Genomic DNA, 24,643 nt, shown 5'->3' on the forward strand with positions numbered 1-24,643 from the left:
TAAAATAGTAATTGTATTTAAAACAATTATTTAAATAAGAAAAAGTCGCTGTAGGGAGCGGCTTTTTTTTGTTGTCAAACTTTTTAAGTTCTATCATTTTTTAAGCTATAAGTGTAGATAATTATAGTATGATAATTTAAGTGTAAGCAATAAACAGTATTGAAAAATCGCTATTTTTTATTTTTTTTCAATCTAAAAGACGCATTTTTAGTCTGTCATTATATTTTTAAAAGTCTTTTAAATTTAAATTTTTATAGTTGCTAACACTTTAAATAAGTACTCTTTTTAAGTGGTTTGTCCCTAATATTGTTGATTTTTTAAAACCAAAAAAGCCTTAAATCATTTGAAATCAAATGTTTAAGGCTTGTTAGTGGTGGTGCCTCCAGGAATCGAACCAGGGACACAAGGATTTTCAGTCCTTTGCTCTACCAACTGAGCTAAGGCACCAATTGCTTAATTAAGCGGATGCAAATATAGAAGCATTTTTAATATTCACAAAAAGAATTTGCTAAAATTTGATTTTATAAATTTGCAATATAGAATTTGCTTATGAATCTTATTGTAGATGTGGGGAATACGTATGTTAAGTTTGCTATTTATAATAGTTATAATTTAATATTTAAATTAAATTTTAAGCTTTCAGAGTTTAAAAAGCAGTATAAAGCCCTAAAAAAAGACTTTCCAAAGTTAGAGAAAGCTATTATTTCCTCTGTTGGTCATTTATCACAAGACCAAGTAGAATTGATAAAGAAAGATTTGCCAGTTATTGAATTGAGCTCAATGACAAAATTACCATTTAATAATCTTTATGAAACTCCAAAAACATTAGGTGTAGATAGGATGGCTTTAGTTAGTGCTTCCATACAACAGTTTTCTGATAAAAATGTACTGATTATAGATGCGGGAACTTGCATTACCTACGATTTTATTACTAAAGAAAATAATTATTTAGGAGGAGCAATATCACCAGGTATTAGATTGCGTTACAAAACGTTAAATAATTTAACCGCAAATCTTCCGTTATTAGAAACAGAAGAGCCTAAAAGTATTATTGGGAACTCTACAGAAACATCAATTCATTCTGGTGTTGTAAATGGTGTTGTTAAAGAAATTGATGGAATTATTGACCAATATATTAAAGATTACTTAGATTTAACAATTATTTTAACAGGAGGAGATGCCATTTTTTTGTCAAACCAATTAAAAAATACCATATTTGCGAATTCAAATTTTCTATTGGAGGGTTTGAATTTTATTCTAGAATATAATTCAAAATAATGATAAAACGACTCATTGTAATATGTATTACAATTATAAGTTCTGCTGCCTTTGCGCAACAAGGAACTGGTTCTCCATATTCATTTTACGGTATTGGAAGCCTAAAAGCTAAAGGTACTGTAGAAAACCGCAGTATGGGAGGAATTGGTGTTTACTTAGATAGTATTCATGTCAATTTAAGGAATCCGGCTGCTTATGCTGGTAAAAATGTTGAGTCTTTTCCTTTTGAAGGAGAAAGTAGACCTATAAAGTTTGCTGTTGCAGGTTCTATGTCTGATGTGACTTTAAAAAGTAATTCTGGCGAAGCAAAAGTAAATAGCACCATCTTTGATTACATTGCTATGTCAGTTCCTGTTGGTAAATTTGGTTTTGGTTTTGGTTTAATGCCATACACTTCTGTGGGTTACGGGCTAGATGATGTTAATGAAGACGATATTATAGTAAACCGTTATAGTGGTGAAGGAGGTGTAAATAAAGTTTTTGCAGGTTTAGGTTATCAGATTAATGATAAACTAAGTGTTGGTGTAGATTTTAATTACAACTTTGGTAGTATACAAAATTCAGCCATTGAAGTAAAATACACACCAGAAGGTGAGGTAGTCGAATATCAGACGAGAGAATTTAATAGATCTGATTTAGGTGGTTTAAATCTTAATTTTGGTTTGGCTTATAAAACTATGATTAATGAGAAATTAGAGATGTCTGCAACTTTTACTTACGCTCCTGGAAGCAATTTGAAATCGGAGAATTCAAGAACAATTTCTACCGTTTCCTTAGATGCATCAAGTTTAGAAGTATCTTCAGTGTCTAATTCTATTGATATTGATGTTAACCAGTCGGATATAAAATTACCATCTAAATTTTCTTTAGGTGCAGGTATTGGTAAGCCTAATTCATGGTTTGTAGGTTCTGAATATACTTTTCAGAAATCAAGTGATTTTTCTAATCCTGTTTTTTCAAATACTGATACAACTTTTGAAAACGCCTCTCAGATTTCTGTAGGTGGATTCTATATTCCAAATTATAAAGCCTTTTCAGGTTATTTTAAAAGAGTGGTTTACAGAGCTGGGTTTAACTTCGCAAATACAGGTTTAGTTATAAAAGATGAGTCAATTAATGAGTTTGGCATATCTTTTGGTCTAGGTTTACCAGTTGGAAGCCGAAGTTTGTTTTCTAATGCTAATCTAGGTTTAGAATTTGGAAAACGTGGTACAACAAACAAAAACTTAATTCAAGAGAATTTTGTAAACTTAAATGTAAGTTTATCATTAAACTCTAGATGGTTTAAACAAAAAAAGTATAACTAACAAAATTAAATTAAAGATGAAGACGAGAATTACTATAATGCTTTTAGCACTTTTTGTGAGTGTTAACATAGGATTTGCTCAAGAGGACAATCAGGAAGAATGTATGAATAACTTATCTATTTTTAATAGTTATTACAAAAGCAAAAAGTATGATGAGGCATATGGTCCATGGAAAATAGTACGTGAAAAATGTCCTAAGTTTAATCAAGCCATCTATGCTTATGGTGATAATATTTTAGAGCACAAGATTAAAAACTCTACTGGAGCAGAACAATTAGCGCATATCAATGATTTAATGTTGTTGTTTGATCAAAGCCACGAGTATTTTGCTTCAAAGTATTCATTAGGTGACATGTTAGTAGAGAAAGCACAGTTAGCTTACAAATACAGAAAAGAATTAAACATGTCAGATGTACAAGTGTATAACATGTATGATGATGCTTATAAAAAAGATCCAGAAAACTTTACTAGTGCTCAAGGACTTTATACGTATTTCTCTTTAGCTGTTGATTTGTATGATGCAGGACAAAAAACACCAGTGGATGCTCAAAAATTATTTGACAAATATGATGATGTTATTGTCATGATTGAAAGTGTAGAGAAAAGCTACATAGAGAAGCTTAATAAGTTAGTTGAAAAAGAAGAAGCAGGTACTGAGCTTAGTAAAAAGGAGCTAAAGTATAAAGCTAACTATGAGGCAAATTTAGAGGCTTTTGAAACTGTAGCTTCTAGTATGGACAAAAAGCTTGGTGATAGAGCTAATTGTGAAGTGTTAATACCTTTATATCAAAAAGATTTCGAAGAATACAAGAACGATGCAGTTTGGTTGCAACGTGCAATGAATAAAATGGGACAAAAGGATTGTACTGATGATCCTATGTTTGAGAAACTAGTTGCACAAAAGAACACTATAGAGCCAGATGCTAGTACTTCATTTTACTTAGGTGTATTAAAAGAAAAGCAAGGTAAAATGTCTGAAGCAGACAAGTATTACAGTCAATCATTTGACTTAGAGACTGATCCACTTAAAAAATGGAAACTTGTAATGAGAGTTGCTGAAAAAAATTATAAAAGAGGTAACTACGGTAAAGCAAGACAACAGTACACGCAGGCGCTAAAATTAAATCCATCAAATGGTAGTCCTTATTTAAGAATAGCAACGATGTATGCAAAAAGTGCTAATAATTGTGGAGATACTAATTTTAACAAAAGAGCGGTATTTTGGTTAGCTGCATTAGAAGCTGAAAAAGCAGGAAGAGTAGATGGTAGATTAAGATCTGCAGCAGCACAGACGGCTACTAGTTATAGAGCTAGTGCTCCTTCTAAAGCTGATATTTTTCAAGCAGGAAACAAAGGTGAGGTTATAAAAATTGGATGTTGGATCCAACGTTCAGTAACAGTTCCTAATCTTTAATGACAAAAGATAATTTACATACTATAAAATACTTAGTCACAGCAATTGCTGTGACTTTGTTTTTTTCATGTAGTAATGACTTCGATGATGTGCAGAAAGTAGGGATTTTACAAAATCAACCTATTAGTGAAGCAGAACATATCGATTTAAATTATACAGAATACAAAGATTCTACAGTAAGGCTTTTAGCGAACCTATTAAGCCCTAAAATGTTAGATTATTCAAATAGAAGTTTTGCGTTTCAAGAATTCCCTGATGGTATTGAACTTAAAATATATGATGAAAACAACAACAAAACAACTATAACCTCGGATGATGCAATTGTGTATTCTGAAACCGATATTATAGATTTACGAGGTAATGTGATAATTGTAACACCAGAACGAGACACTATGTTTACGGAGCAATTATATTACAATCAAAAATTAGAATGGGCATTTACAAATGAATCTTGGTTATTTAAACGTGCTATTGGTCCACTTTATGGAGTTGGGTTTGATTCAGATAAAGAGTTTAATAACTTTCAGATGTTAGAAGTAGGAGGTGATTTTGAACTCGATAATTAGTTATCTTTGCACTTTAATCATTATAATTAAGACATGAAAATTCAGAAAATTTTTCATTACGCATATATTGTTTTTGCAGTACTCTTTTTGTATGATGCTATTTCAAAATGGTCAGTAGATCGAAATGGTTCATATATGATGTTCTTCTTTGCTGCATTGGCTCTTTTTATGTTTTTCTTTAGACAACGCTTTAGCAAAAAGTTTAGAGACCATAACAATAATTAATATATGACTGCTGATATAGTCATTATTATAAGTACTCTTATTCTTTCAGCCTTTTTTTCTGGGATGGAAATCGCTTTTGTGTCTGCCAATAAAATTCATATTGAACTAGAAAAAAAGCAAGGTGATTTTTTAGGAAACATATTAAGTAAGTTAACGGCCAAGCCTTCCAAATACATCGCAACGATGCTTATTGGAAACAACATTGCTTTAGTAATCTATGGCTTTAAAATGGGCGAGGTTTTAGTGCGATGGTTTCAATCAATGTTACCATCAGATAGTGCCGCTTTAACTTATTTATTTAGTGATTTGCAATTATTAACTCAGACCATAATTTCTACTTTAGTCATTTTATTTACTGCAGAGTTTTTACCTAAAGTGTTTTTTCAGATTTATGCCAATACCTTATTAAAGGTGTTAGCTTTTCCTACTTATGTTTTTTATCTATTATTTTCTTGGATTTCAGATTTTGTGCTTTGGATTTCAGATGCCGTCTTAAAGTATATCTTTAAAGCCGAAGGTGAAGATGTTGCTTTAGCGATGACCAAAGTAGAGTTAGGAAATTATATAACAGAACAAATGGAGTCCGTAGATGACCATGATATTGTAGATAGTGAGATACAGATTTTTCAGAATGCGTTAGAGTTTTCAGATGTTAAAGCGCGCGAAGTTATGGTGCCACGTACTGAGATTACGGCTGTAGATATTTCAGAGAGTATTGAAAACTTAAGACAACTTTTTATTGATTCTGGTAGAACAAAAATCATTATTTACAAAGACAGTATTGATGATATTTTGGGTTACGTGCATTCTTTTGAGCTGTTTAAAAAGCCTAAAACTATTAAGTCTATTATTATTAAAGTAGGTTTTGTACCTGAAACAATTCTTATAAAAGATGTATTAAATATTTTAACTAAGAAAAGACGAAGTATGGCTGTAGTTATTGATGAATATGGTGGTACATCAGGAATTATGACAGTAGAGGATATTATAGAAGAGTTGGTTGGTGAAATAGAAGATGAACATGATACTATAGAATTAGTTGAAGAACAACTTAATGAAAACACCTATAGGTTATCAGCAAGGTTAGAGGTAGATTATATCAATGAGACTTATAAGTTAGATTTACCTGAAGGTGAAAACTATGAAACTTTAGGAGGTTTAATTGTTAATGCAACTCAAGAAATTCCTCAAGAAAATGATGATGTTCAGATAGATAATTTCAAATTTACAATTACTGAAGTGTCATCAACTAAGATTGATGAAGTAGTTTTAAAAATCTTAGAGGTTGATTAGTGCTCTGTCTATTTTGTGTGTTTTTAGTTCACCAAAAAGACGCTGTTTTTAGCATATAATTGCACTATTTTTTATAAGACTTGCATTATTATCATTTTAAAAAAGAGTCATATTAAAGTTTAAAATTTAAATTTTAAAAAGAGAAAAGAAAATGTGCAGATAAGTTCGCTTATAAAAACTACTGTTCTCCTTTTATTATTTAGTAGAAAATACTATTTTCGCAGACTTATTTACACCAAAAATATACTATACAACAAAGACTATGGCAGTTTTAAATAAAATTAGACAACGTTCGCTGATATTAATATTGGTTATCGCGTTAGCGTTATTCTCATTTGTAATTGGAGATTTATTCAAGAATTCTACAGCATTTACAGGTGGTCCACAAGACGTGGTTGCTACTGTTAACGGTACTGATATTAATCGTAACGATTTTCAGCAAAAGGTTAAAAATTATCAAGATAGAGCAGGAGGAAGGCAAACATCTACTCAAGCAATGAATGCTATTTACAATCAAGAATTACGCAGTATTGTTTTAAAATCTGAGTTTGATGAATTAGGATTGTCTGTTGAAAAAGACGAAATGAGAGATTTATTGAAAAATAGTTTTTCTTCATATCCTGAATTTCAAGATGAAAATGGGAATTTTGATGTAAATCGTTTAAACGCTTTTATATCTAACTTAAAAGATTTAAACGGCGAAGCAGCACCTTTAGGTAACTTTATGGTTAACTATGAAAGTTGGACAAACAATGAGCAGACGATTGCTGCAAATGCTATTCAGCAAACATATTACAATATGATTAAAGCTGGTGTTAGTACAACTATAGCTGAAGCTGAAGATGATTATTTTGGTGATGCAAAAACAGTAGATATTCGCTACGTGCAAGTGCCTTATACAACTATAGCAGATAGTTTAGTTGTTGCATCTAAAACTGAAATTCAAGCATACATGAATGCTCACAAAGATACTTACGAAACGGAAGCAAGTAGAGAAGTTGTATATGTTGAGTTTAAAGAAGAAGCTTCTAAGGCTGATGAAGATAAAATTAAAGCAGATTTGTTAGCTTTAAAGTCGGATAAATCAGAATATAATGAGAGTAGTAAGAATACTGAAGTTGTTCCAGGATTCGATTCTGCTACTGATATCGAAGAATTTATAAATTCAAATTCAGATATTAAATATAACGATTCATTTTTAAGAGCAGCAGAATTGCCAGCAGTAGCTAAAGATACTTTATTAAAGTTAAGTGTAGGTGACTATTACGGACCTTATAAAGATGGTGAGTATTACAAATTATCTAAAGTAATTGCAACAAAGCAAATGCCAGATTCTGTAAAAGTACGTCACATCTTAATTCCACATGTTGGAGGTCAAAGAGCAGATGCTGCAGTTACTAAAACAGTAGAAGAAGCTAAGGCTACAGCAGATAGTATTTTTGCTAAAATACAAGCAGGTACTAAATTTATGGATTTATTAGAGTTGTCTTCTGATAAAGTAAGTAACGAAAAAGATGGTGAGATTGAATTTGATTACAGAGCAGGAATGGCACCAGAATTTAAGGCTTATGCTTTTGATAATAAAGAAGGTGATATAGGTGTGGTACAAACATCTTTTGGATACCATATTATTGAAGTATTGGAACAAAAGAGTTTTAATAAAACAGTTAAAATAGCAACTCTTGCAGATAAAATTGAACCATCTGATCAAACACTTCAAGATGTGTTTAACAAAATGTCTAAGTTCGAAATTGCATCTAAAGATGGAGATTTTAATGCATTAGCAAAAGAGCGTGATTTGGTATTAAAGCCAATTACATTTAATGAATTAGATGAGAATATTCCAGGTCTTGGAAGTCAAAGAGAAGTAGTGCGTTGGGCATTTGATGATGATACCGAAACAGGTGATTTTAAGAATTTCGCAATATCTAACTTTGGATTTATCGTTGCTAAGGTGGTAGAGAAAAAGGAGAAAGGTCTAATGAGTATTGAAGATGCTTCAATTACGGCTTTACCAGAAATAAGAAAAGAAAAGAAAGCACAAATGATTCGCAAAGAATTAACAGGAACAACTGTTGCCGAAATTGCTAAGAATCAAGGTCAGAGTCCAAGAACAGCTGCTGCTGTTACAATTAAGAATACTACCTTGTCTGGTGCAGGTGTAGAGCCTAAAGTTGTAGGTGCTGCATTTGGTTTAGCGCAAGGAGTAACTTCAAAGCCAATTGATGGTGAAAAAGGAGTTTATGTTTTAGAGGTGACTAAAGTTAACGAGGCAACTAAGTTAGATAACTATTCTGCAATAATGAATAGATTAAATACAGAGCGTAGAAATACAGTGCAAACTAAAGTGATTACAGCTTTAGAAGATGCTGCAGAAATAGAAGATAATAGAGCTAAAACGGTATACTAACCGATTAGAAAAATAATTTACTTAAAAAGGCTTTACATGTTTGTAAAGCCTTTTTTATGTCTTAAAGGTTAGTTGTGTGGTATCATAGCATTCAATATGCGTAAACCATTTATAAAATCATACCGTCATAAGGTATAACAATATCATACCCTTTTGCATTGAAGTAGGCTTTAGGATTGTTCTTAGAAGTGACTAACACAAAATCGCCTCCCCAAGCTCCTAAACTTTTTACCGCACCATTAAAATCTGAAAAGAATTGGGTTTTAATTGGGTCTTGCTGAATGAGGTTTGAAATGATGTTTTCATGTTTTTCAATCAAACTTTCAAATTCCGAAAGTGATTTGCAAACAATCATAGCTTCTGTTATAGCATTAATCTGTGCAATGTTATCTGAATTGATTTCCGCATTTTTTTTATAAGTTGAAATCCCGTCTCTACTATTCTGTTTTTGGTTGAGATATACAAAATAGAGTTGCGGCTTAAAATTAGGTTGAAAATTTACAGTTTCAACTTTAGGCTTTTGTTCAGAGTTTAACTGATATGTTATTGGATCATTATGCTGTGCACAAGCAATATCGTAACCACTACCTCCAAAAGTTTTTGCAAGCAATTGGTAGGCGTCTACATTTGCCCAATTCGCTATATTATTAATTAAAGTTGAAGAGGTGCCCAAACCCCAAAGTCTATTAAAATCTTGATGCGTAGTAATATTATATCCTCGATTCGAAGCTAAAAACTTAGGATTCAAACTTTGGACTGCTTTTAATATTTCAATAAGGCGCTCAGAAATATCATTCTTTAAAGCTGATGTCACGCTAAACACAGATGAAGCGTCTTGTATAGTAAATACATCTTCAAACCAAACCTCACCTAATTCATTATAACTCTTCCAATTTATTTTGTTAGAGTTATTCGCAATAACGTCTAGACTCTGTCCATATTTAGTTGGGATCGCTAAAGCCTTTGCGCCATCTAATACAGCATATTCTGCTGTAAGTAGTAGTTTACCATTACTTCTATATGTTTTAGGGTTATTGTTCAAAATTTAAATTTTGCTTATTGCTGTTCTTCTATAATCACTGAGTGTCATCTATGTTCTACAATACCAATTGTAAGAGGTGTGTTGGTCTTTTTAATTTAGTTTCGTATGTTTTTAATAGCTTCTACAACTGTGCTATGCGTTACCACATGTGTTTTAAAGTATTCAACAAGTTTTACTTTTTCAATTTCTGTTGCTTCAAACTGATTTAATATATTCATTAAGTGCATTTTCATGTGTCCTTCTTGAATTCCTGTTGTGGTTAAGGATTTTACAGCACCAAAATTTTGAGCTAGTCCTGCAACAGCAACTATTTTCATTAAATCTCTAGCTGTTGGTTTTTGTAACATTTCTAATGAGAACTTAACTAAAGGATGTAGGCTTGTTAAACCTCCAACGGTTCCTAAAGCTAATGGAATTTCAATCCAAAATTTAAAAATACCATGGTCAATTGAACAATGTGTTAAACTAGAATATGAGCCATCTTTTGCGGCATAAGCGTGCACTCCAGCTTCTACAGCTCTAAAATCATTTCCAGTGGCTAAAACAACAGCATCAATGCCATTCATTATACCTTTGTTGTGCGTTACAGCTCTATAAGGTTCTATTTCTGCAATACTAATAGCTTGTTTAAATTTTTGAGCAAACTCTTCAGGATTTGGAATATCCTTACTTTTTAAATCTTCAATCTTACAAGATACTTCTGCGCGTACTAAACATTGTGGTACGTAGTTAGAAAGTATGCTCATTACAATGGTAATGTTTTGCTCTAATTCATTGAAGCTTTCATATTGTAAGGCTTCATTCTTAAAAGTCGTTGCAAATTGTTCCAAACACGTATTGATGAAATTCGCTCCCATAGCGTCTAAAGTTTCAAACGTGGCGTGAAGTTGATAGTAATTGGGTAAATCTTTCGATTTGTCTCGTAATTCAATATCTAAAATGCCTCCTCCTCTGCGTTCCATACTTTGAGTCATAGAAGCAGTATCACTAATTAATTTGGGCTTTACATGATTAAAAAAAGTTTTAAGTTTATTAAAATCTCCTTTGAAAATAAAATGTACTTGGCCAATTTTTTCAGTGGATATGACTTCTGCTTTAAAACCTCCGCGTTCTAACCAAAATTTAGCCGCTTTACTTGCTGCAGCAACTACCGAACTTTCCTCAATAGCCATTGGAATAGTGTAAAAAGTGTCGTTAATTAAAAAGTTAGGTGCAACACCTAATGGTAAATAATAGTTGGTAATGGTGTTTTCTATAAATTCATCGTGTAGTTTTTGAAGTTTTTCATCCGAGTTCCAGTAACGTTGTACTAGTGCTCTTGCGCTATCTTTATCTACGAAATATGAATTTAAAAGCCACTCAATTTTTTCGGATTTAGAAAGCTTAGAAAAGCCTGAAATGGTGTTTGGCATGTTGTTTTAATTTTTGAAAAAAACAAAGATACTAGGATTGGTATTAAATGAGTGCATAATCGATTGTAAATGCCGATTTACTGTTAATAATAGCTATTTTTTGCATAATTTTTAGTAAACTTGGCATTGCTTTATTGAAACTTGAGATTTATAAAACAAGCATGTTAAAACTAGCTATTGATAAAAGTATGATTAATAGCGAACAGCATGTGGCTTTTGTAAATATTAAATATAAATACATGAAATTTAGACATCTTGTAGCTGTTTTCGGCTTTTTAATGACTTCTTTGGTTTTTTGTCAAGAAAAACAAATAACACTTCAAGAGATTTGGAGCGGTGAATTTAGAACAGAAGGTATGCAATCTTTGCATTCTATGGCTAACGGAAATGAGTATTCCGTTTTAAATTTTAATAGAGAATCAAGAACGACATCTATTGATATTTATGATTATAAAACTTTAGAAAAAACAAAAACTTTAGTGTCTTCAGGTGATATTGCTGAGATCCAATATTTTTTGGATTATTCTTTTAATAAAGATGAATCTAAAATAATTCTTACTACAAAATCAGAACCTGTTTTTAGACATTCTACATTGGGTGAATATTATATTTATGATATTGCTTCAAAAAAAGTAACTAAAGTGTCTGATGATTTGGTTCAAGAACCAACATTGTCTCCAGACGGTTTAAAAATCGCTTATGGATTTAAAAATAATTTGTATGTTAAAGATCTAAAATCGGGTAAGGTTGAACAAGTCACTAAAGATGGTGAAAAGAACAAAATTATCAACGGCATTACGGATTGGGTTTATGAAGAAGAATTTGCTTTTGTAAGAGCGTTTGATTGGAATGCAAATAGTGATCAGATTGCTTTTATAAGATTTGATGAAACTAATGTGCCAGAATTTTCAATGGATGTTTATGGCTCAGATTTGTACCCAACGCAACATGTGTTTAAATACCCTAAAGCTGGTGAGGCAAATTCTAAAGTGTCTTTGCATTTATATGACATTAATTCAAAAAACGTATCTGAATTAAAAGTAGATAAAGATTATGAGGATTTCTACATTCCTAGATTAAAATGGACAAATGAAGCTAATGTTTTAAGTGTTCAATTTATGAATCGTCATCAAAACGAATTAGATCTTTGGATGATTGATACTAAAGCCCTGACTTCAAAAATTGTATTAGCAGAAAAAGATAAAGCGTATATTGATGTTACTTTCAATTTAACATTTTTAAAAGATAATAGTTTTATCTGGACAAGTGAATTAGATGGATTTAATCACATTTATCATTATTCTAAAGCAGGTAAGCTAATTAACCAAGTGACAAAAGGGAATTGGGAAGTCACAGATTATTATGGCTTCAATGAAAAAAAGAATACTATATATTTTCAATCTACAGAAAATGGTTCTGTCAATAGAGATGTTTATTCTATAGGCTTAAACGGTAAAAATAAAAAACGTCTTACACAGAAAGTTGGAACAAACAGTGCGTCTTTTAGTGCAGATTTTACTTATTTTATTAATACATTTTCTAGTGCAACGACACCACCAGAATATGTATTGTATGATTCAAAATCGGGGAAAATTGTAAAGCAGATTAAAGACAATAATGTTTTAGCAAAGAAATTACAAGGCTATGCAATGTCTAAAAAAGAATTTAGTACTATTTCTGTAAATGGTAATGATTTAAATATGTGGACAATTAAACCCAAGGATTTTGATGCAAACAAGACTTATCCATTGTTTATGTACCAATATTCTGGTCCAGGTTCTCAGCAGGTCGCTAATCGTTGGAATAGTGCAAATGATTATTGGTATCAAATGTTAGCACAACAAGGTTATATTGTGGTTTGTATTGATGGTAGAGGAACAGGATTTAAAGGTGCCGATTTTAAGAAAGTGACACAAAACGAATTAGGGAAATACGAAGTTGAAGATCAGATTGAAGCTGCAAAGCAACTGGGTAAACTAAATTATATTGATGCTGAAAGAATTGGAATTTGGGGTTGGAGCTATGGTGGCTTTATGAGTAGTAATGCACTTTTTAAAGGGAATGATGTCTTTAAGATGGCTATTGCAGTTGCACCTGTTACAAGCTGGAGATTCTATGATTCTATTTACACAGAGCGTTATATGACTACACCTCAGGAAAATGCAAGCGGTTATGATGAAAATTCACCAATAAATCACGTTGATAAACTGAAAGGAGATTTTCTTTTAATTCACGGAACAGGTGATGATAATGTGCATGTTCAAAATACTATGCGAATGGTTGAAGCATTAATTCAAGCGGATAAGCAATTTGAATGGATGATTTATCCAGATAAAAATCACGGCATTTACGGAGGAAATACAAGATTACATTTATATAAGAAAATGACTAATTTTATTCATAAGACTTTAGGTGATAAACTAGAGATGTCTAAGAATTAGTAATCTTAAGATTATAAAAAGAAAAACTAACTACTAACTAAAATAACAATCATGTCAACAGCCATTAAACAACCGCATCAAAAAGAACTATTTGGGCATCCAGTAGGTCTTTATGTTTTATTCTTTACAGAGATGTGGGAACGATTTTCTTACTATGGAATGCGAGCATTATTGACACTTTATTTAGTTGAAAAAACAACAGCTGATAATCCAGGTTTAGGTTGGTTAGATTCACAATCTATTATGCTTTACGGTTGGTATACAATGCTGGTTTATGTGATGTCAATTCCTGGTGGGATGATTGCAGATAAATATTTAGGACAAAAGAAAGCCGTTTTTTATGGTGCATTGATACTTGTTGCTGGACATGGGATTTTAGCATTCGATGTGATGTGGGCATTTTACACAGGTCTAGCTCTAATTATTTTAGGTGTAGGCTTATTAAAACCTAATATTTCAACAATGGTTGGAGGTTTATATAAACCAGGAGATATAAGAAGAGATAAAGGATTTAGTATTTTTTACATAGGAATTAACTTAGGCTCATTACTAGCAACCTTTATTGTGGGTTATATTGGTGAAGAGATAGGTTGGCATTATGGTTTTGGTTTAGCAGGAATTGCGATGCTTTTAGGCTTAGTTGTTTACATGTATGGCCAAAAATTTTTAGTTACGGTTGGTAATAAACCAACAGCAGAGGATAAAAACAATGATGTATCCATAGCTAAATTGTTAAGTGATTTATTTAAGTCTCCAGTTAATCTTGGTATTGTAGCTTTAATAATGGCGTACGCTCTTTATGCAGGTTTTACCTACAATGGTGTTGATAGTTGGGGCTATACGGTGTTATATATTTTTATTGCTGTTGTAGCAGGAATAATGATGATGATTTATAAGAATTTAGAGACTCAAATAGCTAAGGATAGATATTTAGTTCTGTTATTATCCTTTTTAATAGTAATTGTATTTTGGGGTGCATTTGAACAAGCAGGTGGATTAATGAGTATTTATACTAAAACTAATACAGACCGAATGTTGTTTGGGTGGGAAATACCAGCAACTTGGTTTCAAGGTTTAAATGCAGGATTTATAATCATATTTGCAACCTTAGTAGCTGGTTTTTGGGCTAAACGCAAACTGAAAGGAAAAGAAGCTTCTTCTTTATTTAAAATGGCAATAGGTACAATGATAATGGGACTTGGTTTTGTGTTTATGATATTTGCAGCAGCAGAATTTAATTCTAAAGGAAGTTCAGCAATGTATTGGTTAGTATTAGCTTATTTATTTCATACCATCGGAGAATTATGTTCTTCTCCTGTAGCATTATCTTTTATAACTAAGTTAGCACCTGTAAAATATGCCTCATTAATGATGGGAGTTTATTTTGCAGCAACTGGATTAGGTAATAAAGTTGCAGGTGTAATTGGAGAATCTGCATCTGAATTTGGTGAGTATGCCATCTTTTCTGGCATAACTATATTTACTGTTCTTTTTGGTATATTGGTAATATTACTATTAAAACCATTAAAAAGATTAACTCATGGCGCAGAAGACAATGAAGTTGAAATGCATGATGACGAAGCGGAAGGTTTTGAACTAGCGGAATAAATAATAGTAAATTAAAATAACCCTTATAGAATTCTACTTTAAGAATTCATCCTAACTAAATTATTTTTTATGAATACAGACATCGAAAATCTATTTAAAGACAAAGTTCTTGGTCATCCAGCAGGACTTTTTGTTTTGTTTTTTACCGAAATGTGGGAACGCTTTTCATTCTACGGAATGCGTGTACTACTTGTTAATTTTCTTACCATGGCAGCTATTGGCTATAATCCAGGTTGGGAATGGACTGTAGAAAATGCAGGGGCACTTTTTGGAACTTATGCGATGTTACTATATATAACACCAATTATTGGTGGTTGGCTGGCAGATAAATACACTGGTTATAGAGCTGCAGTAATTATTGGGTCGTTAATAATGACGGCTGGCCATGCGTCTATGGCCTTAGAAACTGAATTTTCATTATACTTTGGTTTGTTTCTTTTAGTAGTAGGTACTGGTTTCTTTAAACCAACAATGACGTCTATTATTTCAGATATGTATAAAAAGAACCCAGAAAAGAAAGATGGTGCTTATACTATTTACTATATGGGTGTAAATGCTGGTGCATTTTTCGGAATGATGCTTTGTGGTTATTTAGCTGAAAAAGTAGGTTGGGCTTATGGCTTTGGATTAGCAGGAATTTTTATGCTATTAGGAACGATTCAGTTTTGGTTAGCGGGTCCATTATTTGGGAAAATTGGAGCGAAGCCATCTAAAGTGCATGAAGTAGAATTACCTCAAAATATTAACGAGGAAAGTGTTGAGATTTCTGAAGAGGAGCAAGAAGAACGTCCTAACCCTTTTACAACTTTAGATAAAGTCTTAATTGTAATAGCATCAATCATAGGTTTAGGCTATGCAATTAACGATCCTATGTCTAAAATTGCAGGTGTAGATATGTTCTCATTTTTACAAATAGGTGATTTTGAAGGGCAATACACAGCCGTTTTATTTGCTTTAACGTTATTCTTGGTATTAGTAATTGGTCGTATTTTAAGATATACAGCAGTAGTAAGGGACCGAATGATAGCCTTTATCATTTTTGCTTTCTTTACGGTGTTCTTTTGGATGTCTTTTGAGCAAGGAGCATCATCATTAGTAATTTTCGCTAGAGATAACGTCGATAGATTATTGAGCGGAAGTGCTGCAACAATATTTAATATTGTAAATACATTATTGACTGTAATTCCATTGATTATTATTTCTTATGTGCTTTATATTTTATGGAAGAAAACATTTAAGAAAATACCAGGTTCTAATATTGTCCTAGTGATTTGTTTCTTACTAATGTGGGGAATTGTTGGATGGATGTTAAATAGAGATTATAATACCACGGCTTACGATGTGAGTTATAGTGCTATTGAGCAACCAGAATTAGATGATAAAGGAGAGCAAGTTAAAAATGACAAAGGTGTATTGCAATTTAAATATATACCTGTGACTCAAAGTACAGTTACTAATCCGTCACAAAAAATTGTAACAAAAACAATTACTGTTGGAGAACCTTATGCAGATTATAAAGTTGGTGATAGTAAAATTCTTATTAATAAGAACAAGGAATTAACTGAATTCTCATTTGTGTCATCCGATGATAAAAAAACTGAGTTAGTTGCTAATGCTAAGGGTTTAGGTAGAGATACCGGATTTGTAGATGCAACGATTACAAAAGTTAGAGAAAATGAGGTTGAAATTACAGTGTCTTGGTTTAGTATTCTAAACTCGTTCTTTATTATAGTTTTTGCTTCGTTCTTTTCTAAATGGTGGGAAAGTAAATACAACCCAAGTGCGGCAACAAAATATGCATTAGGATTATGTACTATGGGACTTGGTTTTGGTTTACTAGCCTTCGGTGCTTTTGGTCTTGTAGATGGTGTAAAAGTAAGTATGGTATGGCTGATTTTAGCTTATCTGTTCCATACATTAGGTGAGCTCTGTTTATCACCTGTAGGTTTATCTTATGTAAGTAAATTGGTGCCAGGTAGGATGATTGCCTTAATGTTTGGGATGTGGTACTTAGCCATTGCAATTGGTAATAAGTTAGCAGCAGTAGTTGGTGGACAGATTGAAAATATAACTAAAGAATATAGTTTATCAACGTTCTTCTTAATATTTACTATTGTGCCAATTATCGCTGGACTTATAATATTCGTATTAAATCCAGTATTGAAAAAGTTAATGCATGGTGTGCGTTAAGCAAAACCGTTAAAAATATCTAAAATGCTCCTGTTTAGGAGCATTTTTTGTAAGTTCGGCTCATTATTTGCAACAAATTGAATATGATGAAAAAAATAACCTTAGGATTAATAGCTGTTTTTGTGTTTTCATTGACAGCAATGGCACAAGAGATTAATTGGGTAACCATGGATGAAGCTTTAGAACTTCAGAAAAAGGAACCTAAAAAGATATTTATGGATGTTTATACCAATTGGTGTGGTCCATGTAAAATGTTAGATAAAAATACATTTCATAATCCTGATGTTGCAGCTTATGTGAATAAGCATTATTACGCTGTGAAGTTTAATGCCGAAGGAAATTCTACAGTAACTTATAAGGATAATACATTCGGAAATCCAAAATACGATGCATCAAAAGCAAACAGAAGAAATAGTGCGCACGAATTTTCAAGATACTTGCAAGTAAAAGCATATCCTACTATGGTGTTTTTTGATGAAGAAGGTAATGTGATTTCTCCTGTTCAAGGATATTTAAAACCGCAACAATTAGAGTTGTATTTAAAGATTTTTGAAAGTGATAAGTATAAAGAGATGACAACACAAGAGCAGTTTAATGAATATTACAAATCATTTAAAGCAGAGTTTAAGGAATAAAAAATCTATTCAATAATAAAGGCTCCCTTTTCGTTTGTTTGATGGAAAGGGATTTTTTTATGCTCACAACTTGCTTTCCAACGTTTTAAATAAGATTTGTAGTTACTTGCATCTGCAATAATTTGTTGTGGTTGTAGACTATCAATCATTCTATTGAGATTTAGTCTTGGAGAATTTCGTAATAAAATGTAATTGGGCTGAAACGAAAGACTTTTATATACGGCTAAGCTGTCTATTACTAAAATAGTTTTGCTTTTATATGTGTATATGGATTGTAAACTGTCTGAATACATATTGTTTATAGACTCACCAACTTTGTAGTTTTTTATGGCATAATCTGATTTCAGCATAATAGAATCTAAATTATGATACAATGTTAAGTTAGCATTCTTTTTGATGCCAATCATAGAATAGCGACTCTTGTTAAACACAACAAAAGCATCATTTTGAGTTTTAGATGTGTTATAAATGAAAACACCTTGTAATCCAATTATAGTAATTAAACTAATGGCTGTCCATTTAAAATTTCGGAATTTATAAAGTTGAATTAAAGCTACAATTATCAAATAGCAAGTAATAACTTGAAGTAGAGTAAACGGAATATCTCTAAATAAAAAATCTTCAAATTGAGCTATCCAAGCTATAAATTGATTTAAACTTTCAATTATAAAACTATAAGCCAACACAATTGGCTTTGGTAGAAAACCTATTAAAGCAAATGCAATAACTAGTAAACCAAGGCCTAGAATTAAACCTAAAAAAGGAATCACAACTATATTAGAAATAAAAAATAAACCCGGAAACTGATGAAAATAGAATAAACTAATTGGCACAACTCCCACTTGAGCAGCTAAAGTAACGGTGAGTATTTGCCATAATTTATCAGTTAAATAATATTTTGTTTTCCATAGTTTATAAATAATTGGCTGCACACTTACAATACCTAAAACGGCCAAATAGCTCATTTGAAAACCAACAGAAAATAAAAACATGGGCTTAAAGAGTAAAATCACAAAGGCAGATATTACTAATGTGTTATAAATGTTTGTTGGTCTTTTAAGATGCATAGCAATACTAATGATACTAAACATTGTCACTGCTCTAGTAACGGAAGGAGATAGACCTGCAACAACGGCAAAACTCCAAAGTATACTAACTAAAATGAAAGGTCTAATAAAATGGCCATATTTTAAATACAGCAAAGGGCTAAATACAAAATTTAGAATCCATAATAATATACCAACATGCAATCCTGAAACGGCTAGGATATGTATAGTGCCAGAGTTGACGTAATTATTGTAAATCGTTTTATCAATTGTTTGTCTTTGGCCAAGTAGAAGCGCATTCATAATGCTAAGGACTTCGTCTTTAAATCCTGCTTCTGTAAGTTTTGTGTTGATGGTTTGTCTCAGTTCATCAGCATAACCATAAATAGTAGATTTAGAACCTGAAAGCTGTAAAATGTTAGCAGAGCTTAAGTAGAGTTGATGGTAAACTTGTTTCAATTCTAAATACTTGCTATAATCAAATTGGTATGGGTTTAATGGTTTTTGAATTACTTTTAATTCTGCGCTAGAAAATAATACATCATCTACATTAAAGAGTTTTTGTAAACTATCTCGTCTCACATTAATAAGTAAATGACCTGTGGCTTTTTTGCTGTTAAATGATTTTATTTCAACAATATATTTATCATTATATGCATCAGGTTTTAGTCGTTTTTCAATTTGAAAAACAATAATATTTTGGTTTTCAAGAGGATTCTGATTTGAATAATGCTGAGGTCTTAATGTTTCGTTTTGAATATTGTAGGAGGTCATTCCAATTCCAATCATACAAAAGCCTGCTAGAATTCCGAAAAATGGTGATCTACTGATTTTAGATCTTAAGATTATCCAATAGATTCCAGCAGTAACCATTAAACCTATAGTAATGTATAAAATGTATTGGAAATTAAGCTTTGTGAAATGGGCTAAAAGGATTCCAATAACCAAACAAATGGTCAGTTTTATAATAGTAAAATTTAGTAACTTCATGATTGTGAGTTACTAATATAATAAAAATGTATTTATAAGACGCGTCTAGCTTGTACAAATGAGAAATACCAATATTTTTCAGCTAACGAAGAAATCATTACGCCTCTGCTACTAGATGCGTGTATAAATTCTACATTACCAGTTCTTACATTAGTAACAATACCAACATGATTTACTTTTCGGCTATTTTTCTTAGTCGCAAAAAATACTAAATCACCAACGTTTACTTCTTTAACGTCTATCCAATCTCCTGTGCCTTGAAGTCCTGATGTTGTTCTAGGCAAGCTAACATTATGTTTTTTGTAGCTGGTATAAATTAAGCCAGAACAGTCCATACCTTTTTTTGTTGTACCACCATATTTATATCGTGTGCCATCAAAAGTTTTGGCATATTTCACTATAGTTTCAGCTTCAGCAGTTGGCTTTGCAGTAGTATTGACTTTTACAGAAGGTGATGTGCTTTTTCTACTAGAATATGATTTTTTGGATTTACAGCTAGTAGCTAGAAAAATTAAAAGTAGAATTGGTAAAATTTGTTTCATTGGGTATGTAAATGTTTATTGTTTGGGTGGTTTAACTGCGTCGTAAATCAATTTAGCAGTATTTTCACTAGCTCCTCGACCTCCTAGAATTTGCTCTAGTTCGTAATAGTCTAAAAATAGTTGTTCTCTTTTTTCGGTATTTAAAATAGCTGTTAATTCTTTTTTAAGCCTTTTTTTGTTTAAATCTCCTTGAATTAATTCAGTAACCACTTCACGATCCATAATTAAATTTACCAATGAAATATATTTCAAGGTAATAATACGTTTTGCAATTTGATAAGAAATTGCATTTGCTTTGTAGCATACCACCTGAGGGACTTTAAATAAAGCAGTTTCAAGTGTTGCCGTGCCAGAAGTGACTAGTGCTGCAGAGGAAATACTGAGTAAGTCGTATGTTTTATTAGATATAAATTTAATGTTTTTCTTCTTAATAAATCCTTTGTAAAACTCAAAATCTTGACTAGGTGCGCCAGCAATAACAAATTGATAGTCTTTAAAATCATCAACCAAACTAAGCATAACACCAAGCATTTTTGTGATTTCTTGTTTTCTACTACCTGGTAATAAGGCGATAATGGGTTGATCACTCAGATTATTTTCTTTTCTAAAAATATCCTCTTCAACTTGAGGTCTATCTGCAATAGCATCAATTAATGGATGTCCAACAAAATTAACATCGTAGTTGTACTTTTTGTAAAAGGCTTTTTCAAAAGGAAGAATGCAGTACATCGCATCAATATCTTGCTTTATTTTTTCAACTCTGCTTGCTCTAGAGGCCCAAACTTGAGGAGAAATATAATAATGTGTTTTGTAATTTAATGCTTTTGCCCATTTAGCAATTCTAAGATTAAAGCCAGAATTGTCTATGAAAATTATAACATCTGGCTGAAATTTTTGAATATCATTTTTGCAAAACTTTATGTGGCCTAACACTTTCCTGAGATTAAGAATCACCTCTGCAAACCCCATAAATTGACGTTCCTTGTAATGCATTACCAATTCTCCGCCTACTTGTTGCATAAGGTCGCCTCCCCAAAATCTAATATCTGCCTCTTTATCTTGTTTAAACAAGGCTTTCATTAGGTTTGAGCCATGTAAATCGCCCGAAGCTTCTCCTGAAATGATATAATATTTCAACGTTATGTAGTTTTTAAATTAGTCATTCAAATTCCAAGTATTTAGTTTTTGTATGGTGTGGTGAGCAGTTAAATCAAAATGGACAGGCACCACAGAAACGTAACCATGTTCTAAAGCCCATTCGTCGGTGTCCTCACCTTTGTCCATGTTTACAAATTTACCTGTTAACCAATAATATTCTCGTCCCATTGGGTTGGTGCGTTTGTCAAATTCTTCTTTCCAATTGGCTTTAGCTTGTCTACAAACTTTGATACCCTTTATGGCCTCTTTCTCAAGATTTGGAAGATTTACGTTTAAAACAACACCTTCAGGTAATCCATTTTCTAAAACTTGTCTAGTGATGGTTTCTATAAAAGATTTACAATGTTCAAAATTAGCATTCCAATTATAATCTAAAAGTGAAAAACCAATAGCAGGAATTCCTTCAATACCAGCTTCTAAAGCAGCACTCATGGTACCAGAATAAATAACGTTGATAGAAGAATTTGATCCATGGTTTATGCCAGAAACACAAATATCTGGTCGTCTTTCTAAGATTTCATTTACAGCTATTTTTACACAATCTGCAGGCGTGCCGGAGCAACTATATTCAGACTGCTTTCCATCTATAGTTACTTTTTCTATATGCAAAGTAGAGTTGATTGTTATGGCATGTCCCATTGCGCTTTGTGGGCTATCTGGTGCTACAACAACGACATCTCCAATAGTATTCATTACGGAAATTAAAGTTCTTATTCCAGGTGCTGTTATGCCATCATCGTTGGTAACTAATATTAAAGGTCGTGCAGACATTTCGTACAAAGATTTATTGAATTGTAAAAATACTAAAAAGCTAACGTTTAATAACTAATAACTGCTTTAACAAAAATTTAGTGCCTCTATTTTTTATGGCACGGTTTTTTCTTCTATTTTAGTGAAAAATTGAAAAGCCTACTTAAAAAATAAATAAATAGAATATGAAAGGGAATTATAAGTTTTTACTACTCGCATTATTGATTGCATTTGCATCGTGTAGTTTTACAAGCAAAAAATTTGAAGATCCAGATAAAGATAAATTACTAATTCAACTAATTACCTATCTATTAGATCAAGGTCACTTTGAGCCAAAGGATATTAACGATAATTTTTCGTCTAATGTTTTTGAATCTTATTTAGATAATCTAGATCCATTTAAACGTTATTTTTATGAGTCAGATATAAAAGAATTTGAAGCTTATAAAGATAAAATTGACGATCAAATAAAAGCATATGATGTGTCGTTTTTTAATATCACACACGAACGTTTATTGCAACGTATTGCTGAATCTAAAACAATTTACACTGATATTTTAGAAAAGCCTTTCGATTTTTCTAAACAAGAGGACTATAATGCAGATTATACTAAGCTTACGTATGTAACGAACAAACGTGAAATGAAAGAGCGTTGGAGACAGCAACTTAAGTTTTCTACTATTGCTAATTATGATGATGCTGTGACTCAAGAAGATTTAAGTAAAGATGACACCGAAAAATCAAAATCAAAAGAGAAAAAATCAATTAAGGAGCATGAATCTCAAGCCAGACTAGAAACGAAAAAGTCTTTAGATGAATTATATGAATATATAGATGATAGAAGACGTGAAGATTGGTTTTCTGTTTATATAAATGCTATTGTAGAAGAATTTGATCCGCATACATTTTATTTTGCACCAGAAGATAAAGAGCGTTTTGATAGAGATATTTCTGGTAAGTTTGAAGGAATAGGAGCGCGTTTACAAAAGAAAGTTGATGGTATTGTGGTTAACGAAATTATTAGTGGAGGACCAGCATGGAGAGCTAATGAACTAGAAGTTGGTGATCAAATCCTTAAGGTAAAACAAGAGGATGAGAAAGAAGCTGTAAATGTTGTTGGTATGCGTTTAGACGATGCTATTAAATTTATTAAAGGACCAAAAGGTACCGTGGTTACGTTATCGTTAAAGAAAGTTGATGGTACTATTCAAGATATTTCTATTACTAGAGATGTTGTAGAGTTAGAAGAAACTTACGCAAAATCTTCTATTGTAGAAAAAGACGGAAAAACCTTCGGGATTATTAATTTACCAAAGTTTTATATCAGTTTTGAAGATTATAATGAGAGAAATGCAGCTTCAGATATTAAGCAAGAAATTTTAAGGTTAAAAGAAGAAGGCGTAGAAGGTTTGGTGATGGATTTAAGAAATAATGGAGGAGGATCTCTACAAACTGTTGTAGATATTGCTGGTTTATTTATAGAAGAAGGTCCTGTTGTGCAGGTTAAAACGACTGGAGAAGCAAAAGAAGTACTTAACGATAAAGATAAATCTATTGTTTGGGATGGTCCATTAGTAATTTTGGTTAATGAATTATCTGCTTCGGCTTCAGAAATTTTAGCTGCTGCAATGCAAGATTATAAGAGAGGTATTGTTATTGGTAGTAAGCAGACTTATGGGAAAGGAACAGTGCAAACTGTAATGGATTTAAACCGTATGGTAAGAAATAACACTAAAGGTGATATGGGAGCTTTAAAGTTTACGACACAAAAATTCTATAGAATTAATGGTGGATCTACGCAGTTAGAAGGAGTAAAGAGCGATGTTGTTGTTCCGGATCGTTATAGCTATATTGATATAGGAGAAAAAGATCAAGAAAACCCATTAGCTTGGGATAAAATTGATGCAGCAGATTATGATGTATGGGAGAATTATTACGATTACGATACTACAATTAGTAAAAGTAAAGAACGTATGGCTGCTAATGAACAATTAAAATTGATTGATGCGAATGCACAATGGGTGAAAAAAATAAGAGACCGTGAAAACTACTCATTAAATTATGAGACGTATAAAAAGGAAATGCAAATTAACGAAGAAGAAGCTAAGCGTTTCTCTAAGTTGTCTGAATACCAAACGGACTTAACATTTAACTCTTTACCTTATGAAATGAAGTTAATGGATAAAGATTCTATATTATTAGAAAAACGTAACCGTTGGCACAAGGCTTTAGCAAAAGATGTTTATGTTGAAGAAGCAATAAATGTTTTAAATGATTTAAAGATGACGTATGCGATTAAAAATAAAGTTGCAAATTCTGTGAAGAATTAGAGTCGT

At 31.9% G+C, this 24,643-nt stretch carries 18 protein-coding genes and 1 tRNA gene; 12 read left to right on the top strand and 7 right to left on the bottom strand.

Annotated elements, in window-relative coordinates; genetic code table 11:
- Window positions 1–371 precede the first annotated feature (371 nt).
- Window positions 372–447: transfer RNA gene (locus ACJJVO_RS16135), tRNA-Phe, on the bottom strand.
- A 102-nt stretch (window positions 448–549) separates the two neighbouring features.
- Here ACJJVO_RS16135 and ACJJVO_RS16140 point away from each other — a divergent pair.
- From ACJJVO_RS16140 to ACJJVO_RS16170, 7 genes are all read left to right on the top strand, one after another.
- Window positions 550–1,278: a type III pantothenate kinase gene (locus tag ACJJVO_RS16140; RefSeq protein WP_405575966.1), complete on the top strand. Its 729-nt coding sequence runs from the start codon at window positions 550–552 to the stop codon at window positions 1,276–1,278.
- A complete protein-coding gene (locus ACJJVO_RS16145; RefSeq protein WP_405575967.1) occupies window positions 1,278–2,585 on the top strand; it encodes a hypothetical protein in 1,308 nt (435 codons plus the stop codon). The genes ACJJVO_RS16140 and ACJJVO_RS16145 overlap by 1 nt, the downstream gene beginning before the upstream one ends.
- Before the next feature lie 16 nt (window positions 2,586–2,601).
- Window positions 2,602–3,999: a hypothetical protein gene (locus ACJJVO_RS16150; RefSeq protein WP_405575969.1), complete on the top strand. Its 1,398-nt coding sequence runs from the start codon at window positions 2,602–2,604 to the stop codon at window positions 3,997–3,999.
- The gene (gene lptC / locus ACJJVO_RS16155) at window positions 3,999–4,565 is read left to right on the top strand and encodes an LPS export ABC transporter periplasmic protein LptC (protein WP_405575971.1); all 567 of its coding nucleotides are present in this window, start codon (window positions 3,999–4,001) and stop codon (window positions 4,563–4,565) included. The genes ACJJVO_RS16150 and lptC overlap by 1 nt, the downstream gene beginning before the upstream one ends.
- Window positions 4,566–4,598: 33 nt before the next feature.
- Complete coding sequence (locus ACJJVO_RS16160; RefSeq protein WP_405575972.1) at window positions 4,599–4,790, top strand: hypothetical protein; 192 nt, start codon at window positions 4,599–4,601, stop codon at window positions 4,788–4,790.
- A 3-nt stretch (window positions 4,791–4,793) separates the two neighbouring features.
- Window positions 4,794–6,083, top strand: a complete 1,290-nt coding sequence (locus tag ACJJVO_RS16165) for a hemolysin family protein (protein WP_405575974.1) — start codon at window positions 4,794–4,796, stop codon at window positions 6,081–6,083.
- Window positions 6,084–6,345: 262 nt separating this feature from the next.
- Window positions 6,346–8,493 carry a SurA N-terminal domain-containing protein gene (locus ACJJVO_RS16170; protein WP_405575975.1) on the top strand — a complete coding sequence of 716 codons (2,148 nt, stop codon included), beginning with the start codon at window positions 6,346–6,348 and terminating at the stop codon, window positions 8,491–8,493.
- Between the two features lie 109 nt (window positions 8,494–8,602).
- On the opposite strand, the gene ACJJVO_RS16175 is transcribed toward ACJJVO_RS16170, so the two are convergent.
- Window positions 8,603–9,535, bottom strand: coding sequence for a GYDIA family GHMP kinase (locus tag ACJJVO_RS16175; protein ID WP_405575977.1), 933 nt, complete (start codon window positions 9,533–9,535; stop codon window positions 8,603–8,605).
- 95 nt (window positions 9,536–9,630) lie between these two features.
- Window positions 9,631–10,947 carry a hydroxymethylglutaryl-CoA reductase, degradative gene (locus ACJJVO_RS16180; RefSeq protein WP_405575979.1) on the bottom strand — a complete coding sequence of 439 codons (1,317 nt, stop codon included), beginning with the start codon at window positions 10,945–10,947 and terminating at the stop codon, window positions 9,631–9,633.
- A 239-nt stretch (window positions 10,948–11,186) separates the two neighbouring features.
- Between ACJJVO_RS16180 and ACJJVO_RS16185 the strand changes: the two genes are divergently transcribed.
- The 4 genes from ACJJVO_RS16185 to ACJJVO_RS16200 all read left to right on the top strand — a co-directional run bounded on the left by ACJJVO_RS16185 (window position 11,187) and on the right by ACJJVO_RS16200 (window position 17,821).
- A complete protein-coding gene (locus ACJJVO_RS16185) occupies window positions 11,187–13,388 on the top strand; it encodes a S9 family peptidase (protein WP_405576967.1) in 2,202 nt (733 codons plus the stop codon).
- 51 nt (window positions 13,389–13,439) lie between these two features.
- A complete protein-coding gene (locus ACJJVO_RS16190) occupies window positions 13,440–14,996 on the top strand; it encodes a peptide MFS transporter (protein WP_405575981.1) in 1,557 nt (518 codons plus the stop codon).
- Window positions 14,997–15,065: 69 nt separating this feature from the next.
- Entirely contained in the window at window positions 15,066–17,186 is a 2,121-nt protein-coding gene (locus ACJJVO_RS16195) for a peptide MFS transporter (protein ID WP_405575982.1), read from the top strand.
- An 86-nt stretch (window positions 17,187–17,272) separates the two neighbouring features.
- Complete coding sequence (locus ACJJVO_RS16200) at window positions 17,273–17,821, top strand: thioredoxin family protein (protein ID WP_405576969.1); 549 nt, start codon at window positions 17,273–17,275, stop codon at window positions 17,819–17,821.
- Between the two features lie 5 nt (window positions 17,822–17,826).
- On the opposite strand, the gene ACJJVO_RS16205 is transcribed toward ACJJVO_RS16200, so the two are convergent.
- The 4 genes from ACJJVO_RS16205 to surE are packed head-to-tail and all read right to left on the bottom strand — an operon-like array spanning window position 17,827 to window position 22,328.
- Window positions 17,827–19,857 (bottom strand): ComEC/Rec2 family competence protein, encoded by a 2,031-nt coding sequence (locus tag ACJJVO_RS16205; RefSeq protein WP_405575984.1) that lies wholly within the window; start codon window positions 19,855–19,857, stop codon window positions 17,827–17,829.
- Window positions 19,858–19,889: 32 nt separating this feature from the next.
- Window positions 19,890–20,399 (bottom strand): C40 family peptidase, encoded by a 510-nt coding sequence (locus tag ACJJVO_RS16210; protein ID WP_405575985.1) that lies wholly within the window; start codon window positions 20,397–20,399, stop codon window positions 19,890–19,892.
- A 15-nt stretch (window positions 20,400–20,414) separates the two neighbouring features.
- Window positions 20,415–21,536 (bottom strand): lipid-A-disaccharide synthase, encoded by a 1,122-nt coding sequence (lpxB, locus tag ACJJVO_RS16215; protein ID WP_405575986.1) that lies wholly within the window; start codon window positions 21,534–21,536, stop codon window positions 20,415–20,417.
- An 18-nt stretch (window positions 21,537–21,554) separates the two neighbouring features.
- A complete protein-coding gene (surE, locus tag ACJJVO_RS16220; RefSeq protein ID WP_405575988.1) occupies window positions 21,555–22,328 on the bottom strand; it encodes a 5'/3'-nucleotidase SurE in 774 nt (257 codons plus the stop codon).
- Window positions 22,329–22,492: 164 nt separating this feature from the next.
- On the opposite strand from surE, the gene ACJJVO_RS16225 reads away from it, so the two are divergent.
- Window positions 22,493–24,637, top strand: coding sequence for a carboxy terminal-processing peptidase (locus ACJJVO_RS16225; RefSeq protein WP_405575990.1), 2,145 nt, complete (start codon window positions 22,493–22,495; stop codon window positions 24,635–24,637).
- The last annotated feature ends 6 nt before the right edge of the window (window positions 24,638–24,643 follow it).

The sequence above is a fragment of the Winogradskyella sp. Asnod2-B02-A genome (assembly GCF_045063645.1).
In the GTDB taxonomy this organism is placed as follows: Bacteria; Bacteroidota; Bacteroidia; order Flavobacteriales; family Flavobacteriaceae; genus Winogradskyella.